This window comes from Marinagarivorans algicola, assembly GCF_001292705.1.
Classification (GTDB): domain Bacteria; phylum Pseudomonadota; class Gammaproteobacteria; order Pseudomonadales; family Cellvibrionaceae; genus Marinagarivorans; species Marinagarivorans algicola.
Genome location: NZ_LGAK01000038.1, coordinates 1 through 18,000 on the forward strand (window position 1 = coordinate 1; position 18,000 = coordinate 18,000).

Genomic DNA, 18,000 nt, shown 5'->3' on the forward strand with positions numbered 1-18,000 from the left:
AATTGGTGTGGGTTTGAATAATTTTGTTCTATAACGTCGTTCAAACCACCTTTGTCATTGATGCCTAACACTTGCAAGGACAGGCACTCTTTTTAATAACCTCCAGACATAAACACTCAAAGCTAATATCATTTGGTTTTAACAAATTTACCAGCACGCGCGCTTAAAGCCGACGGGGATTGATTTCTCAGGCCCTTATGCGTCGGGAACGCGTATGGAGTGCCCAAAGATGACTTGAACGTGCCAGAGAAATCGATACGCGGCGGCGCCATGTCAAAAACGTTTTGCCGGGACAGGGGCTTGTTTTTAGCCTGTTAAAAAAGGTCACCGCTACCTACGCATTAGCGTAGCTATTCTCTGGGCAACGACCCAGTATTTTTTAAATACGACTGAATAGTTACATCTCATATTGCATATTCTTATACAGGGGTAAGGTATATAAAGGACCGTCGGCTAATCACGATAACATCGACAACCAGTAACCAGCTACCCAGCAAAACTGATAAAGCGCATTGCTAAATCCTAATTACCATCAATATCAAAAAGCCAATAGTCCAACCAAGAAATGTGTCAGTCTGAGCCCCATTATTCGCAAAATCACTTTTTAACCGACCACTCAAACAGGGTTAACGCCGGCGCTAATAGCATAAATATTTTGAGTAATATCTTGAATTATATTTTCACCCTCAAAAACACTCAATCTTTTGATTTCAATGTGATAACTCGCAGTAAAAAACTGACTTTCTTTAAAAAAAACAGGCTTTAACACCTCATAAATCTCATTATCTTTATTTGACGCCTGCCTTATGATCAAATCACCCATCTCAATAATCATATCTGATCGCTTAATAATGATCATATCGCGCAGCACGCAAGCGTTTACCTCATCAATACGCACTCCATTCCTTTTAAGTATCGATACCCTATCGCCCATCATACTTAAATCTGGCATCACCTATTCCTTTTTAAATGGCTACCTATTTAATGTGCAATTTATTTTTTGATAAAATACCAAACATAGCGATAAACTTAAAATTAAGTGGCCACACAGGCTTACAACCCGCAATCAGAAAACTAAAAAACAATATAAAGTGACTATTCATAGGTACCGAATTGGGCACTAACAGGTCATTAGCTGGGCCGATCAAGCCATTTATGTGCGCTACATAAGCGTTACAGGCGGTTTAACACCCAGAAAAAAGCAGCCTACAATGCGATGCCTGTCAGCTCAGCTGAATAGCTACAATATAAGTTGATAGATTTTTATATTCTATCAAAGATAGAACCTTTAGTAGGCACAAATAACTTCTCATAAAATTTAACAGCATAATCATCTGTCATACCTGATATAAAATCACAAATAACTCTCATCTGCGCAGATTCAACATCACCAGTAGGTATATTTGAAGCAGCATTTTCCCACCTTCTTTTAGTGGATTCAGGTAAAAACCGCTCAGGATCTTTCGTTAAAACTTGAAATAACTCAACGATAAGTTTTTGACCTTTAAATTCAAGGTGCTGAACACTATCACTTTTAATCACAACAGCATAAACCAATTTAAAAATATGCTCTCTTAGCTTTTCAACTTCAGGCGCCAGCTCAACCACTAAGTTTAGTAATGGATCCTCACAACCCGAACCATTGGGTTTAACGACAACACTAGAAATCATTAAATGCACTAAGATCCCGATAAATTCTTTTCTTTTATAACTCTCATCACCAAATAACCCATCAGTAGCATTATCATAAGATAGATTTTTATCCTTTAAATCATTAAAAAGATATTTATGGCTTTCAAAATGCCCTCCCCATTGTTTACGATTAATCATCCCTAATGACAACGCATCTTCAAGATCATGCAAGGTATAAGATATATTATCAGCGAGATTCATAATCGAAGAATCTAACGATTTATACAATGTTTTTCTATGATTATTTTCATTAGCTTTATGCTGTTTAAATCTAGAAGAATCTTTATTATCAACAGTTTCGAAAATAAAGTCGACAATTTCTTGATCGCAATTATAATAACACTTCGGAGGTTTTTGAGTATCGGCCTTAAACAACCAATACGGCGCATTCAAATCATCATCTTTTCGGTAGGCGCGCTCATTAACCAAATCATTATATGACGCCGGATATTTTAGTACTCCTAATAACATCCGTCTTGTAGGATTTAAACCATGCTTTTCAGTGTACTTACCCAGACACCCCAAAATTCTTAATGTTTGCGCATTACCTTCAAACCCTCCGTGCTCTTTCATGCAATAATTTAAAGCTACTTCGCCACCATGACCAAAAGGAGGGTGGCCGATATCATGAGCCAAACAAATAGCCGTAATAAGTTCAATCTTTGGCATCTCCTCTTTATATTTTTCAAATCTATCCTCCCCACTTTTATTAATATATTGAACTATCCCCCGCCCAATTTGAGCCACCTCCATGGAATGGGTTAATCGAGTACGATAAAAATCACCTTCACCTAAACCTAACACCTGAGTTTTTGACTGTAACCGCCTAAATGCGGCCGAATGAATCAACCGAGCCTCATCACGATCAAAGGGAGTTCTTACGTCACCGGATTTTTCTGATTGCTTGAAACGACGCTTTTCTTCATCTTCACCATCCATATTTAACACCTTTATTATCATATTAATGATTAATCATCTAACCAAGGCAATCTAACTATAGGTAGAGCCCCAATATATTATTCACCTAAAAAATTAAGAAATAAATTTTATAGGGACAACATTAAAAATAACTAGCTACTCAATAGTAACTATAAATTTCAATGCGATATTTACAAAAAATAAAAGCGTCACAATCAAGAAATGTGCCCAAAAACACAAACAGTGTGCCATACCGCTAAAAATATTAAGCGGCTTTATATGCCATTAGCTAACTTATAATGAAATTATTTCAATGCCATTAAAATGGATTCGCCAGCAAGCTTGCAGGCGCTCTAAAAGCCATAAGAAAAGAGGGGTGCATTATTATTGAGGGCTGTAGACTAAAATCTATACATTGAATAGGCATAAAAAATAGCCTTACCCTAGATATCTTGAATCATTCAGGTAAGGCATTAGGGGGATATACATCAAGATATAATATACGCGGGGCGCTATTAACAGTGGGTTTCTATTTTGAAAAATTTATTCGAGTATTATCGAAAAATGTTATGACTAAGTTAAAGTCTTAATGCCTTGCGCAATGCCTTCAACCGTTAGTGGAAACATTTTATCATCCATCATTTTTTGAATCATGCCAATGCTTTGCACATAACGCCACTGCTCTTGCGCGGTAGGATTAAGCCAAATCGTTTTTTCAAAATGCTCGGTTAGCTGCTTAAAATAATAAGCACCAGGGTGCTCATTATAAAAATCAATACTGCCAAACGGCGCGGCGATTTCGTAGGGTGACATTGCGGCATCGCCCACAAAAATTAATTTATAATCTCTGCCGTAAGTATGAATAATATCACTCAAAGCGGTTAAGTTATCGCGATGCATATGATTATCTTGCCAAAGATGATCATAAATAAAATTATGAAAATAAAGGTGCTTAAGATGTTTAAATTCGCTTTGACAGGCAGAGAACAACTCCTCGCTCGCTTTCACGTGGTAATCCATCGAGCCGCCGACATCAAGTAGCAATAATACCTTAACGGCATTATGGCGCTCAGGCCGCATCTTAACGTCGAGCAAGCCTGCATTTTTTGCTGTCGAGCCAATTGTAGCCTCTAAATCGAGTTCTTCAGAGCTCCCTGTACGGGCAAAGTTTCTCAGTGCTCGTAAGGCTATTTTAATATTGCGTGTACCCAGCTCAACACCGCCATCGAGATTTTTATAATGACGCTTTTCCCACACTTTCACCGCTTTACCCTGCCGACCAGGGCCGCCGATTCTAATACCTTCGGGGTTATAACCTGAGTGGCCAAAGGGGCTTGTACCGCCGGTACCAATCCATTTAGAGCCGCCTTGATGACGCTTTTTTTGCTCTTTTAAGCGCTCATTCAGTACTTCCATGAGCTTTTCAATACCCCCTAACGCTTCGATGGCGGCCTTTTGTGCTTCGCTCAAATTTTTTAATGTCGGATTATTGAGCCAGTCTTTTGGTAGATCAAAATTAAAAGGATCTGGCATGGCGCGCACGCCGTCAAAAAATGCACTAAAAGTTTGATCGTATTTATCGTATAGGCTTTCATCTTTCACCGTACAGGTACGCGCCAACAAATAAAAGTCATCGACTGTCGTTGCACTAACGCCCGCCTGCAAGGCCGCTATTAAATCAAGCCACTCTGTCGTGCTGATTTTCATGCCGGAATGCTTCATATGCAATAAAAACTGAACAAGCATATTAGCTGTCTCTTCGCGACATAAAAGCTAAACGCTCTAGCAAGTGTATGTCTTTTTCATTTTTTAACAAAGCCCCAAATAGCGGCGGCAATGCCGATTTTAATTGGCCGCTTTTTAATTGCTCGGCACTGAGTTCATCGCTAATTAATAACTTAAGCCAATCGATTAACTCCGAAGTAGAAGGCCGCTTGTTAAGCCCGTTAACCTTACGAATATCAAAAAATATTTCTAAGGCCTGCTTAACCAATGCACTTTGAGCATTGGGGTAATGTACGTCGACAATGGCTTTTAATGTTTGTGCATCGGGAAAGTTAATATAATGAAAAAAGCAACGCCTTAAGAAGGCATCAGGTAATTCTTTTTCATTATTCGAGGTAATAATCACAATCGGGCGCTCAATGGCTTTGATCGTTTCGCCTGTTTCGTAAACATGAAACTCCATGCGATCTAATTCAACCAATAAATCATTCGGAAATTCGATATCGGCTTTATCGATTTCATCAATAAGCAACACACAGCGCTGTTCGCGACTAAACGCCTGCCAAAGCTTACCTTGGCGAATATAATTGCCTACATCATTAACGCCGTCCACGCCTAGCTGGCTATCACGCAGGCGCGTCACGGCGTCGTATTCATATAAACCCTGCTGTGCTTTGGTGGTCGACTTTACATGCCATTGAATCAATTCCAAACCCAAAGACTTAGCGACCTCTTCGGCCAAGCGTGTTTTTCCGGTGCCAGGCTCACCTTTAATTAATAAAGGTCGCTCAAGTGTCACTGCCGCATTAACGGCTGTGCTCAACTCGCTAGAGGCAATATAGTTGTCGGTACTTTTAAAACTCATAACGTCGTATCTACCTTTAATCAAAGACTGTAATGGTTTGGCGACTAAGGCCTAATAATTGGCCGTCAGGTGCATAAATACTGGCTTCGGCGTGGGTGTATCCACCCCCGGCTTGCCGAGTTTTACATTCGTAAGCTAACCAATCTGAAGGGTTAATGACAGGGTGCGGGCGCGTCAACTCGACATTCCAACTCAACGTACTCGCGGGTGCCGGCCATTTTAATAATTGTAATGTTGCAGGTGGCCACACATCAATTAAAGCCAAAATATGAGCATCAGTCATGTGCTGGGGCGGCTGCGAAAAACGCATCCAACCACGGTAATAAGGGTCAGACTTACCCGTAAACGGGTAACCGCCTTCATCAATGCGCAAATCAATATAGCGATGGAATTTGGGTGTCACCTTTGGGATTTGCGGTATCCAATTGGGCTTTTTAGGTGGCGAATGCGCAGTTACTGCCGCAGCCTGGTAACAGGCTTTTGACTCGCGATCGGCACCAAAGGCCGCCATAGCTTGTACCGCTATTTTACCTTTTTGCACTAGCTGAGCCTGAAGCTGCGTAACGTTTTTACCCGCCCTTAGATGCACAACCTGTACATTAAAAGGCTCATCGACCGCCAGCGGCCCGATAAATTGAATATTTTGGACACGCATTGGTCGAGCATCAGCTTGCTCGCTCACCATCGCGTGATTCAGCAGTGCCGCACTTAAGCCACCAAACACCGTACGGCCCTGGCCCCAACTCGCAGGCACACTCATCAGAGCCCCCTGCTTAGCCTGTATTAAAAGCGAATCGATTGTTGTCATAGTTTTATATTAAAGTGAAAAGGTCGCACTACTTTAATCATCTAAAGGGAAATTGCAAAGCCATGTTGGCTTTTAACATTGTAACGTCGTTGTTTACCACTACACCTGCCTCCCAAAAAATCCATAGGCCTTTCACTTCGCGCTCATGTATTGAGTCTTCGTATATCGTGCATGACAAGATAAGCCCAAGACGAAAAAAAACCACTCAAGTGACCTTAAGTGGTTTTTAGTACTACTATAATAAAGCCCGATCAATAAGGGCTTTATTAGCATAATTAGTTTGTGGTTTCAGACGCGGCTTCTTGCTGGGCTTGTTGCTGTGCTACAGCACGGGCAAACAATGCATCAAAGTTAATAGGCGGTAAAGCCAATGCGGGGAAACTGCCTTTCAGTGCGCAGTTATCTACCGCTTCACGCGCATAAGGGAATAAGATTTGTGGGCACATAGTGTTAAGCAATTGTGCTAACTGTTGGCCTTCAATGTCTTTTACTAAGAATAAGCCGGCTTGCTGAACTTCAACTAAGAATACGGTTTTATCTTCCATGGTCACATTGATGGTGAGTTTCAATACGACTTCAAAGTGATTGTCATCTACTTTGGTAGAGGTTGTATTGATGTCTTGACCAATTTTAGGGTTCCACTGCTGCTTAAATGCCTCTACGCCTTGTGGCGCTTCAAAAGACATATCCTTCAAGTAAATACGTTGAAGCATGAATTGCGGGCCTTGCGCCGGTGCTTGCGCCTGTGCGTTATTTTCGTCTGCCATGATACTGCCTACTATCTTAGTTCAAAATGGTTTTAGTTCATAAAAGAAAGCCGGCTTATCAGGCTTTCAATCAATTAGGTTAACCCTATATGGGGTAGCTTAATAAAGTATCAACCCTTAACAACCGCGCGAATACACTCGCGATTATTGCGCGCTAGCCAAAAGCGCATCTAATTTGCCTTGCTGGTGCAGCGCAGCCAAATCATCGTAACCCCCAACATGGGTACTGCCAATCCAGATTTGCGGTACAGTTCGCTGCCCGCTGTCGGCCATCATTTTTTTCATCATAACGGGGTCATTATCAACACTGATTTCTTTAAACTCAACGCCTTTACTGTCCAGTAAGCGCTTAGCCATAACGCAAAAGGGGCAATATTGCTTGCTATACATTACAACACTCATGATTTTTTCCCTTTACTTTTACCGGGTTTAACAACGGGGAGCTTTTGCATTAACCACTCACTCATACCGCCTTGTAAGCGCACAACATCAAAGCCTGCGTCACGCAATATTTTACCGGCATGGCCGGCGTGCTGGCCCATTTTATCAGCCAGTATAATTTGCTTTGCTTTATATTTAGCCAGCTCACCGGTACGTGTAGCCATCGAGGCGTGTGGGATATGAATAGCCCCAGTAATGTGGCCCGCTTTGTAATCGGCACTATCGCGTACATCAACTAATACAGCCGCATCGCTATTGAGTAAACGAGACACCTCATGATAAGTCACCGTTTTACCTCCCTTTTTGCTTTCAACAGTGACAAATGCAGCGACAAGCGCCAGCAATAATGACACTAGCAGCCATTGTTCAGTAACAAAACTCATCCAATCCACAGGTTTACCTCATAACAAAAATTAATTAAATCGGCCTCTTTAAGGGCGCGCATTATACATGATTAGAAACAGATATTACGCTAGCGATAAACAACCTCAACCACTGGCGCGCCAAAGGCTCCTCGTAACTTCTGCAGTAGATCGTCTGTAGGCTCAATACGCCACTGAGTGCCTAAGGTAATATCGCCCATTGCATAACCCGTATGGTAACGAATATGTACGGGGCAAGAGCCTCCACTATAGCCCGTCAATGCCTCTTTTAGCTCTGTAATGGGTTTGACGCCTAGCTCGAGCAGCTCAGTTTTATGAAGGTTTAAGCGTACACCTTGCGCCTTGGCTGCACGCGCCTGTTCAAAACCGCGAATGCTATCAGCGCGCATTTTTAAGCCTCCACTATAGTCATCATTGCTAACTTGCCCCTCTACCACCAGCAGGGCATCTTTTACAACAATATCGCGGTAGTTATTGTAAGTATCAGCAAAAATAGCAATATCAATACGGCCTGTACGATCATCAAGGGTAATAAAGCACATGGTGTCACCGCGTTTGGTTTTCATTACCCTAAATGCCACCACCATACCCGCAAGTGTTTGCTTACTCTTATCGGGCACAACATTTACAATACGCGTACCCACCAAATGCTTGAGCTCTTTGTCGTATTCGTCGATAGGATGACCGGTCAAATACAAACCTAACGTGTCTTTTTCGCCGTTTAAACGCTCTTTAATCGATTGCCTGCGAACTTGCCTAAAGTCGCGGTACGCATCTTCGCGACTTTGATCCTCGGGCACCACCGAGCCAAAGAGGTCGGTCATTCCGGCACTGGCATTTTTGGCACTTTGCTCAGCGGTTTTTACCGCCTCGCTAATGGCAGCCCACAGGACTGCACGGTCATAATCGTAATCTACGTTTGGGCCAATGTTATCAAGGGCTCCCGAGCGCACTAGGGCCTCTAATGCACGCTTATTGACTTTACGGGCATCAACGCGCTCGCAAAAGTCAAAAAGATCTTTAAAGGGCCCAGCAGCACGCGCAGTGATAATCGCTTCTACGGGGCCTTCACCCAAGCCTTTAATAGCACCTAAGCCATAAATAATATTATCGTCGGCATCTACCGTAAAATGAAAATCGCCGTTGTTCACATCGGGTGGCAACAGGGTAATTCCCATGTTGCGTACCTCTTCAATAAAGGTTACGACCTTATCGGTTTTATCCATATCCGATGACATTGTCGCTGCCATAAACTGTGACGGGTAATGCGCTTTAAGCCAGGCTGTTTGATAGCTCACTAACGCATAAGCGGCCGAATGCGACTTGTTAAATCCGTAACCGGCAAACTTCTCTACCAAGTCAAAAATTTTAATGGCTAACTCGGGGTCAATGCCATTATCTTTTGCGCCATCTTGGAACGTTGAGCGTTGCTTGGCCATTTCTTCGGGTTTTTTCTTACCCATTGCTCGGCGCAACATATCAGCGCCACCGAGCGAGTAGCCCGCCAATACCTGCGCAATTTGCATCACCTGCTCTTGGTAAACAATCACGCCATAGGTTGGCTCCAATATAGGTTTAAGACACTCATGTTGATATTTAGCATCGGGATAAGCTACTGGGGCCCGGCCATGCTTACGGTTAATAAAGTCATCAACCATGCCCGATTGCAAAGGCCCAGGCCTAAACAGTGCCACCAACGCAATAATTTCTTCGAGGTTTTCGGGCTGAAGACGCTTAATGAGGTCTTTCATCCCGCGTGACTCCAACTGAAAAACCGCCGTCGTTTCGGCGCGCTTTAACAACTGAAAGGTGGCAGCATCTTTAAGGTCAATCGTCGTAATATCGAGTAGCGGCTCGCCTTTAGCTGCCAATCGCGTATCAATCATCTTTTTGGCCCAATCAATGATTGTTAGCGTTCGCAAACCCAAAAAGTCAAACTTAACAAGACCAGCATCTTCAACATCATTTTTATCATATTGAGTCACCAAGCCTGCACCGACTTCATCGCAATATAAAGGCGCAAAGTCAACCAGCTTAGTCGGTGCAATCACTACACCGCCAGCATGCTTACCGACGTTACGGGTAATACCTTCGAGCTGAAGCGCCATTTCCCAAATTTCTTGGGCTTCTTCGTCAACCTTTAAAAACTCGCGTAAAGGCTCCTCTTGATCAAACGCTTTGTTCAAGGTGGTACCTGGGTCGGCAGGAATCATCTTAGACAGTTTATCGGCTAAACCGTATGACTTGCCTTGCGCCCGCGCCACATCGCGCACTACCGCCTTGGCCGCCATGGTACCAAAGGTAATAATTTGGCTGACCGCGTCGCGGCCATAATTATCAGCGACATAACCAATGACTTTATCGCGATTATCCATGCAAAAATCGACATCGAAATCCGGCATCGATACCCGCTCAGGGTTAAGAAACCGCTCAAATAGTAAGTCGTACTCCAGTGGATCAAGGTCGGTAATATCCAGCACATAAGCGACCAGCGACCCCGCACCCGACCCTCGACCAGGCCCTACCGGAATATCATGCTCTTTCGCCCAGCGAATAAAGTCCATGACAATCAAAAAGTAGCCAGGAAACCCCATCTGAATAATAATATCCAGCTCAAATGTTAAGCGCTCATCATAAGGAATGCGCTTTTGGGCAAAGTCTGGGGCGCTGATATCCATTAACTTCGCCAAGCGTTGATTCAGACCATTGGCGCACAACTCTCTAAAAAAGTCATTCTCCGTCGAGCCTTCAGGCACTGGATATTCTGGTAAAAAGTAAGACCCTAATTCAATATCTAAATTGCAACGTTTGGCGATTTCGACCGTATTTTGTAATGCCTCAGGAATATCACTAAACAGCTCGGCCATCTGTTCGGGGGTACGTAAAAACTGCTCAGAGCTATAGCGGTGCTCACGTCTGGGGTCATCCAATGCCCGCCCCTCACCAATACATACACGGGCTTCATGCACATCAAATTGATCTGCCGTTAAAAAGCGAACATCATTAGTTGCCACAACCGGCACTTGCATCACGCTGGCTAAATTCACCGCCGCATGCAAATAAAACTCTTCATTCGCGCGGCCAGTACGCTGTAGCTCTAAATAAAATCGGTTAGGAAAAGTATCGCGCCACCAACGGCAATACTCTTGCGCTTGTGAGCCTCGGTCGCCCACTAGCGCCATGCCTATTTCACCATCACGGCCACCCGACAAGGCAATGACATTATCGCTGCACTCAGTCACCCATTCTTTAGAAACAAGTGCTTGACCGCCATACTGGCCTTTTTGATAGCCGCGCGAGATCAGCTCGATAATGTTTTTATAGCCTTCATTATTCATTGCATAAAGGGTGAAAAGCGTAGGCGGAGCGTCATCTTCGCCACGCAGCAAAAAATCACACCCGCCAATCGGCTTAACACCGGCATTTTGCGCCGCTTTATAAAACTTAATAAGACCAAAAAAGTTCGTCAAATCAGAAATAGCACACGCCGGCATGCCCATACTCGCCACGGTGCTAACCAAAGGTTTGATACGAACAATACTATCGACGAGGGAGAACTCGGTACGAACCCGAAGATGAACAAAAGATGCAGACATGAAGATACAGTGCGCCAATCAAGTAAAGCTGAGCATTGTAGCGAGTTAATCGCGCTTTAGATACTTGCCAAGCGCTTCATGTAAGGCGCTCATGCTTTACCGACTCGCCACCACTAGTACCGCATAGACTAGGTACGGTTTTCGTTGACCAGGATACTGCCGTCACCAAGGCGCCAGCACAACAAGCACAAACCGCGCAAAACCGCATTTACCGTGGGCCAGTAGTTAGAAAGCGACCCGCAAGCCTGGACCTAAGGGTCATTGGTCTATAAGAGGCTGGTCTATTAAGGCGCACTGCGACGATGGTACCAATTAACCGGCTTGGCATAGTCATCGACTGTTTTTTCAACGCCGAGTATGAGGGCAAATAATGCCATACGTACCAGCACTCCGTTGTCGGCTTGTCTAAAAATCGCCAAATTAGGGTTTTGATTTAGATCGTTATCCAGTTCGTTAGCATCGGCGCGCGAATCTCTGGGTAGCGGGTGCATAATGACCGTATTCGGCTCGCAGTACTGGGTATAAATAGCTTGATTTAACCGAAAGCGGCCACGGTACATGTCAGCTTCTTCTTTTGAGGTGAAGCGCTCTTCTTGAATGCGTGTCGAGTAGACAATATCCACTTCGCCAATACTGCTCGAAAGCTCCGATGAAATCGTCACTCGATGGCCAGCTTGACGTAACGCTTCAACATACTTCTCCGGCATAGCCAGCTCATCAGGCGCAATCAACGTCACTTGCACATTGCGGTAAAGCGTCAGCAATGTACTGAGCGAATGGACTGTACGACCATGTTTTAAATCACCAATCATCGCGATTCTTAAGCCATCTAAAGCGCGGCCTTTATGCTCTAACTCTTTGCGTATCGTGTAAAGGTCTAAGAGTGCCTGGCTGGGATGCTCGTTTGCACCATCACCACCATTGACAACCGGTACTCGGCTCGCCTCAGCAAACTCTGCCACCGAACCTGGCTCCGGGTGGCGCATACAAATCACGTCACTGTAGCCCGACAGCACTCTAGCCGTATCGTATAACGATTCACCCTTCGCAATCGCTGAGCTCTGAAAACCGGTGGTTTCTCGTACATCTCCCCCAAGTAAATTAAAAGCGCAGCCAAAGCTGACACGGGTTCGAGTACTGGGCTCAAAAAACATATTACCTAAAATAGCACCCTCTAGCACACGGGTTACTTTTTGACGAGCGGCATAAGGTGCCATAGCATCGGCAACGTTAAAGACGCCTTCTATATCACCACGCTCAAATTGATTAACAGACAGTATATGTGCACCTAATAGCTGCATTGAAGACTCCTCGGGTGGGCAACGGCTAGATCGAATGGGCGGTATTTTAACGACACGCCGCATTTGCGCAAGATTTTATCAAAAACAGCGCAAACATAACCGCCTAGTCTAAGATAAGTAGACATACATTGATTTTTTGATAAGAGAAGACTGTGACTTCAGAGCCCTCAAAGGATTCCCGCCAACCCACAAGCCCCAAGCACCTTATTAAATATCTGGATGCCGCCGCAGGTATTCAAGCGCTAGAATCTCACAGTTTACTCTGGAGTAGCCCCAACCGCTTCCGGTCACCGTTTGAGATGAACGGGCGATATGAAATGCCCTTCAATAATCATGAGCTTTTAGACACTACAGTCAAAGTTGCTAGCTCGCTCATTTTTAATAATGACAGAGCCATCGGCGATACACCACTCATCTCCGCCATCAACCGTTGGCGCGATGAAAAGCGCTTCGACACTCCGGAAGAGGCCAAAGCGGTATTAAAAGGCTTGCTCAGAAAACGGGTAGAACAACAAGAAGAGCAGCTCTACAGCACACTACAACAGTGGCAGCAATTTGCTGAGTCTATTCGGGTGTGCTGCTTTTGTAGTGAGGCTCATGTTGCCAGCGCATGGACACAATTTGCCGATCATCATCAAGGTATAGCGATCAGTCTCACGCCTAATGCAGAAAATGAGCTTCACCATGCGCAACCGGTGACTTATAGCCCCGAGCGCATTCAGCTCACCACCGTCAAAGAGCAAGTGGCCGATTTACTGTACAACCATAACAATCAAGTCCATCAGCGCTTTACGCAAAACCTATTGCATAAGCCCAAGCATTTACAAGCCGAGCGTGAATGGCGTGCCTTAACCCCAAGAGACAGCAGTTTCCAAAAAACAGCGCACCCCTATCAAGAAGAAAAAGTGTTAGCGCCGGGGAGTATTGCCGCCCTTTATTTAGGCGTTAACTGTAGTGAATCAACCAAAACACACCTTTTAGCCATCGCCACTCATCTTATTCCCACACCTAAAATATACCAATGCATCATCGCAAAACACACTTACCAAATAGAGCACAAGATCATTACATAATAACGCCATTGTTTAAAAACCCCGCACCCAAAGCACAGACTTGGTCATTACAGGTGATGAATGATGGACTTTTTACTGCCAGTGGCGCTTGAGCTTAATAGAGCTAATATACAAAGAACAGACAAAGAATAAAAATATTACCCCTGTACCAAAATAAAAGCATCGCCTACACGTTAAATAGCTAACCCAATAGATGCTAATGAAAACTCTGGAGTTAAGCACTGAGCCTAAAGTGAGAGTCCTCATGAGTTAGCCAGCACAGAGGAACAGCTAAACGGTGTAGAGAGGTATGGTGTAGAGAGGTATACAGTGGGGCGAGAACAGCCCCGTTAACAATAGCAAGGCACAATTTGATTTTAGATTTTTGCTATGAGCTGTAGCTAACGATTAACCGGAGATAGTTAGGAGATAGTTAAAGGCAATGCCTAATATTCAATCCATTGTGCACTCTCATTTAAGCACACGCTTTTTGCCCTTTATTATTGGCGCAACAGCGTGTTTTTTGTCATTGCTGCTTTTTGGTTTATTAATTGAGCAAAACAAAAAAGAGCAAAAAAATAGACTCAACTACTATACCAATAATTTAGCCGATAGCATGATTACTGACCTCAACCAGCGCTCTCGATCACTTGAACGCCTGGCAAAACGCTGGGCAACACATAACGGCTTATCGCAGTACGAATTTGAAGCCGACGCTACAAATATTATGCAAGACGAAAAAGGCTATCATGCTATCGAGTGGATCGATGCCAATTTAGTCATTCGCTGGGCAGTACCACTTGAGGGCAACAAAGCGATTATTGGTCTTGACCTTAACAATGAGCCCGCTAAAAAAGTGGCCCTAGAGCGTGCCTACAAGCACGCGATTACAACTATGACACCACCGGTGACCTTAGCCCAAGGCGAGCCCGGACTTGTTGTGTACTTCCCTATTTTAACACCTGACAGCTTTGCCGGTTTTGTCGTGGCGGTTTACAAGGCTCAAACTTGGCTAGAGCAGCTTGTTCGACAAGCTAATAAGGATCATGCATTAACACCTATACAGAGCACGATTAGCCTTCAAAACACCGTATTGTATAACGATGCGCAGGATACGAGCGAGCAGCCTTTAATTCAAGCCAGTACACAACGCGAGATATACAACAAACTCTTTACTATAACCCTAAGCCAGCCACGCGCCGCGTATACCGCTTTCATCGATCAAACATCGATCATGTTTTTATTCACCGGCATTACATTTTCTTTATTGTTGGCCGGTATTACTTATCTAGTACAACACACCTCCGCCAACATTATTCGTATTAGACACTCAAAACTAGAGCTCCAAAACGAGAAGCAACGACTCGCAAGTATTATTCAAGGGATAAATGCAGGTACTTGGGAGTGGAACTTACAAACCCGAGAAGCTTCGGTCAATGAAACCTGGGCACAATTAATTGGTTACACCTTAGCCGAATTACAACCCATCACACTCAATAGCTGGGAGCAATTAACGCACCCTGAGGACTATCAAAAGTCACTCGTCAAACTGCAAGAGCACCTTGAGGGTAAAAGCCCCGTTTACGAGGTGGAAGTGCGTATGCAACACAAAAACGGCGAATGGGTTTGGATTCAAGACATTGGTCAAGTGATTACCCGTGATACCGAGGATAATCCCTTAATGATGTACGGTACACACACCGATATTAGCGCCCGCAAAGCAACCGCTCAAGCCTTACAAATGGCTAATCAAGATCTGCAATCTGCTTTTATCAATGCCCACAGTATGGCAACAGAGGCCGCTATAGCCAACAAGGCAAAAAGTGAATTTTTAGCGAGCATGAGCCACGAAATTCGCACACCCATGAATGGTATTATTGGTATGCTTAGCCTGTTAATGCGTGAAGAGCTCACCGAAAAACAAAATCATTTCTCAACGCTAGCACTCAATAGTGCCAAGTCACTGTTAACACTGATCAATGACATTCTAGATTTTTCTAAAATTGAAGCAGGCAAAATGGAGTTAGAGGCAACCCTTTTTGATATCCATAACTTCTTTAAAGAAGTGAGCGCCCCCTTAGCCCTGCGCGCCCAAGAAAAAGGCATAGAACTTGTCGTTGACTACACCGGTATTGCACGCTGTAAACTCGTTGGCGACCCCGGCAGGCTTAGGCAGGTGATTATTAACTTAGTCGGTAATAGCATTAAATTTACCGAAAGCGGTTTTATTAAAATCACTCCAGTACTCAGCATTGACAATAACGACGCGCATTTAAAATGTACAATTTCAGATACAGGCATAGGTATACCCAACGATAAGCTTAGTGTTTTATTTGAGAGCTTTACACAAGTTGATGCCAGCACCACGCGTAAATATGGCGGCACCGGTTTAGGCTTAGCCATTTGCCAGCGTCTTTGCGAATTAATGGGTGGCAAGATTATAGCCTCTAGCCAAATCGATGAAGGCTCAGACTTTACCTTCTATGCGCACCTCAACAGCTGCCATGAACCCCCTAAACCCCTACCTTGGCTAGATTTAAAAAAGCACCATGTTTTAGTCGTAGACAGCTGCATCCCACAAAGAGAGCAAACGGTTTCTATGTTGCAAAGCTGGCAGGCTAACACCTACGAAGCCGATAGCAGCGAAACAGCGTTAGCCTTATTAAATACATCTTATGGTATCGACATCTTAATTATTAACATGCAGCTACCCGATGCGAGTGGAACACAGCTAGCACTCAAAATTACCCAGATGCCCCATTGCCAACCACAACATCGCATACTACTCACCAGCCAAGGCCAAGGGGGTGACGATAACGAATTTATTGACTTTGGCTTTAATGCTAGCATCACCAAACCACTATCGCCTTCGAGTTTATTTAATACGTTACTGCGATTGCTCACCGGTAATGATGCCCACAATGGGTTTATTTCTAATATCCCAGAACCACTCCCGTTTAAGCCCGAACGCTTAACCTCTCAAACCTGCCGCGTTTTATTGGTCGAGGATAATCCCATTAATCAAGAGGTTGCTCAAGGCTTACTGCAAGACTTAGGCTTGACCGTCTCGCTCGCAAATAATGGCAACGAAGCCATCAGGGTTTTAAGCTCCTCACCCGCCAACATCCCGCCCTTTAAAGCTGTTTTAATGGATTGCCAAATGCCTGTCATGGATGGCTATGAGGCGACACGACAAATTCGTACTAAAGCCGCTGGCCAAAAATATATGCATATCCCTATTATTGCGATGACTGCCAATGCGATGACCGGTGACAAAGAAAAATGCCTAGAAGCGGGCATGAACGATTATGTGAGCAAGCCTATCGACCCCGACGTACTAGAAAAAGCACTACGCGCAAACATCACACTAGAGGCCCCGCAAACCCCGTTAAACCCAACACAAAACACACACACCTCACAACAAACTGTCATCACACAACCAGAGGCACCCGTGAATACACCACAAGGTACGCACCTACAAACATCAGCAGGGCCTCATACCCAAGGCGCTAACTTGACAGCCATTCACCCTGATGTTTGGGATAAAGCCGGGGTATTAAAGCGGGTTAAGCATAAAGCCCACCGCCTGACTCAGCTTATTGAAATGTTTATAGAAGATGTCCCTCCTAAAGTAACCCAAATTGCGCTTTATCTTCAACAGCAAAAATACGCTCAAGCAAAAGCCGAAATACACAGCGTTAAAGGGGTGTGCGCTAATTTAGGGGGTATCGCATTACAGCGCCAGTGCGCTCTTATGGAGGATTTACTCGCCGATGACCCACAAAAAAACGCTCTGCAACTGGAAGCACAAGCGCAAAAGCTCAATGAGTTTTTAGTCGAGTTTGTCGAGGCGCTGAGCCATGCTTAAACACTCGCGCTATTGCTGACTATTGCTTAGGCGTGATATCTAACAAAATACTTTGTACTTTATAGTTTTTATCAATGGCCTCTTGCATTGCTAAAATCGCATTTTTATCCAGTTTAGGACCTACATACACGCGATAACGAATGCCTTTACTCGTTTTCACCTTGCGTGAATAAGCCGTGTAACCATCAGTAATGAGTGTATCGCGAAAATGCTCTGCCTTTTTAACATCAACGTAACTAATCACCTGCAACAACCAACCTTTAGGCACCCCATGCTCATTGAGTGATGGCGGCTCGGGAGTCGCTGGTTCGGGTTGATCCGCATCAGGAACAAACATTTTCTCAGGTATCGGCGCGGGCGACTCAACAACCGGAGGCTCAGCAACCTCAATAGGCTCAATAGTAATGACTGGCATCGGCGGTATTTGAGTCACTGTATCGACAGGTGTCAGTGTTTGGCGGTCAAATAAAGCGGGAATGAAAATTATTGCAATTGCCAACAACACAATGGCCCCAATAAGCCGCTGCTTTAAACCATCATCCATCATTGCCGTGCCTATTATTGATTAATGTGAAGAGCACCGC

At 44.3% G+C, this 18,000-nt stretch carries 13 protein-coding genes; 2 read left to right on the forward strand and 11 right to left on the reverse strand.

What is annotated here, in order from left to right; genetic code table 11:
- Nucleotides 1–616: 616 nt before the first annotated feature.
- The 10 genes from AC438_RS12355 to AC438_RS12400 all read right to left on the reverse strand — a co-directional run bounded on the left by AC438_RS12355 (nucleotide 617) and on the right by AC438_RS12400 (nucleotide 12,496).
- Entirely contained in the window at nucleotides 617–952 is a 336-nt protein-coding gene (locus AC438_RS12355; RefSeq protein WP_053981575.1) for a hypothetical protein, read from the reverse strand.
- A gap of 311 nt (nucleotides 953–1,263) precedes the next feature.
- Nucleotides 1,264–2,631: an anti-phage deoxyguanosine triphosphatase gene (locus AC438_RS12360; RefSeq protein ID WP_053981576.1), complete on the reverse strand. Its 1,368-nt coding sequence runs from the start codon at nucleotides 2,629–2,631 to the stop codon at nucleotides 1,264–1,266.
- 552 nt (nucleotides 2,632–3,183) lie between these two features.
- Entirely contained in the window at nucleotides 3,184–4,356 is a 1,173-nt protein-coding gene (locus AC438_RS12365; protein ID WP_053981577.1) for a vWA domain-containing protein, read from the reverse strand.
- Nucleotide 4,357: 1 nt separating this feature from the next.
- Nucleotides 4,358–5,200: an AAA family ATPase gene (locus AC438_RS12370; RefSeq protein WP_053981578.1), complete on the reverse strand. Its 843-nt coding sequence runs from the start codon at nucleotides 5,198–5,200 to the stop codon at nucleotides 4,358–4,360.
- Between the two features lie 16 nt (nucleotides 5,201–5,216).
- Nucleotides 5,217–6,008, reverse strand: a complete 792-nt coding sequence (locus AC438_RS12375; RefSeq protein WP_053981579.1) for an acyl-CoA thioesterase — start codon at nucleotides 6,006–6,008, stop codon at nucleotides 5,217–5,219.
- A 275-nt stretch (nucleotides 6,009–6,283) separates the two neighbouring features.
- Entirely contained in the window at nucleotides 6,284–6,775 is a 492-nt protein-coding gene (gene secB, locus AC438_RS12380; protein ID WP_053981580.1) for a protein-export chaperone SecB, read from the reverse strand.
- A gap of 144 nt (nucleotides 6,776–6,919) precedes the next feature.
- Nucleotides 6,920–7,177, reverse strand: coding sequence for a glutaredoxin 3 (gene grxC, locus AC438_RS12385; RefSeq protein WP_053981581.1), 258 nt, complete (start codon nucleotides 7,175–7,177; stop codon nucleotides 6,920–6,922).
- Nucleotides 7,174–7,599 (reverse strand): rhodanese-like domain-containing protein, encoded by a 426-nt coding sequence (locus AC438_RS12390; protein WP_053981608.1) that lies wholly within the window; start codon nucleotides 7,597–7,599, stop codon nucleotides 7,174–7,176. Before AC438_RS12390 ends, grxC begins: the two co-directional genes overlap by 4 nt.
- 89 nt (nucleotides 7,600–7,688) lie before the next feature.
- Nucleotides 7,689–11,195 (reverse strand): DNA polymerase III subunit alpha, encoded by a 3,507-nt coding sequence (gene dnaE / locus AC438_RS12395; RefSeq protein ID WP_053981582.1) that lies wholly within the window; start codon nucleotides 11,193–11,195, stop codon nucleotides 7,689–7,691.
- Nucleotides 11,196–11,479: 284 nt separating this feature from the next.
- Entirely contained in the window at nucleotides 11,480–12,496 is a 1,017-nt protein-coding gene (locus tag AC438_RS12400; RefSeq protein ID WP_053981583.1) for an aspartate carbamoyltransferase, read from the reverse strand.
- Between the two features lie 152 nt (nucleotides 12,497–12,648).
- Between AC438_RS12400 and AC438_RS12405 the strand changes: the two genes are divergently transcribed.
- Nucleotides 12,649–13,569: a DUF2971 domain-containing protein gene (locus AC438_RS12405; RefSeq protein WP_053981584.1), complete on the forward strand. Its 921-nt coding sequence runs from the start codon at nucleotides 12,649–12,651 to the stop codon at nucleotides 13,567–13,569.
- Nucleotides 13,570–13,990: 421 nt separating this feature from the next.
- Entirely contained in the window at nucleotides 13,991–17,416 is a 3,426-nt protein-coding gene (locus tag AC438_RS12410) for a response regulator (RefSeq protein ID WP_053981585.1), read from the forward strand.
- A 19-nt stretch (nucleotides 17,417–17,435) separates the two neighbouring features.
- Here the strand turns inward: AC438_RS12410 and AC438_RS12415 are convergent, their stop codons facing one another.
- Nucleotides 17,436–17,963 (reverse strand): SPOR domain-containing protein, encoded by a 528-nt coding sequence (locus tag AC438_RS12415; protein WP_238376387.1) that lies wholly within the window; start codon nucleotides 17,961–17,963, stop codon nucleotides 17,436–17,438.
- Nucleotides 17,964–18,000 lie beyond the last annotated feature (37 nt).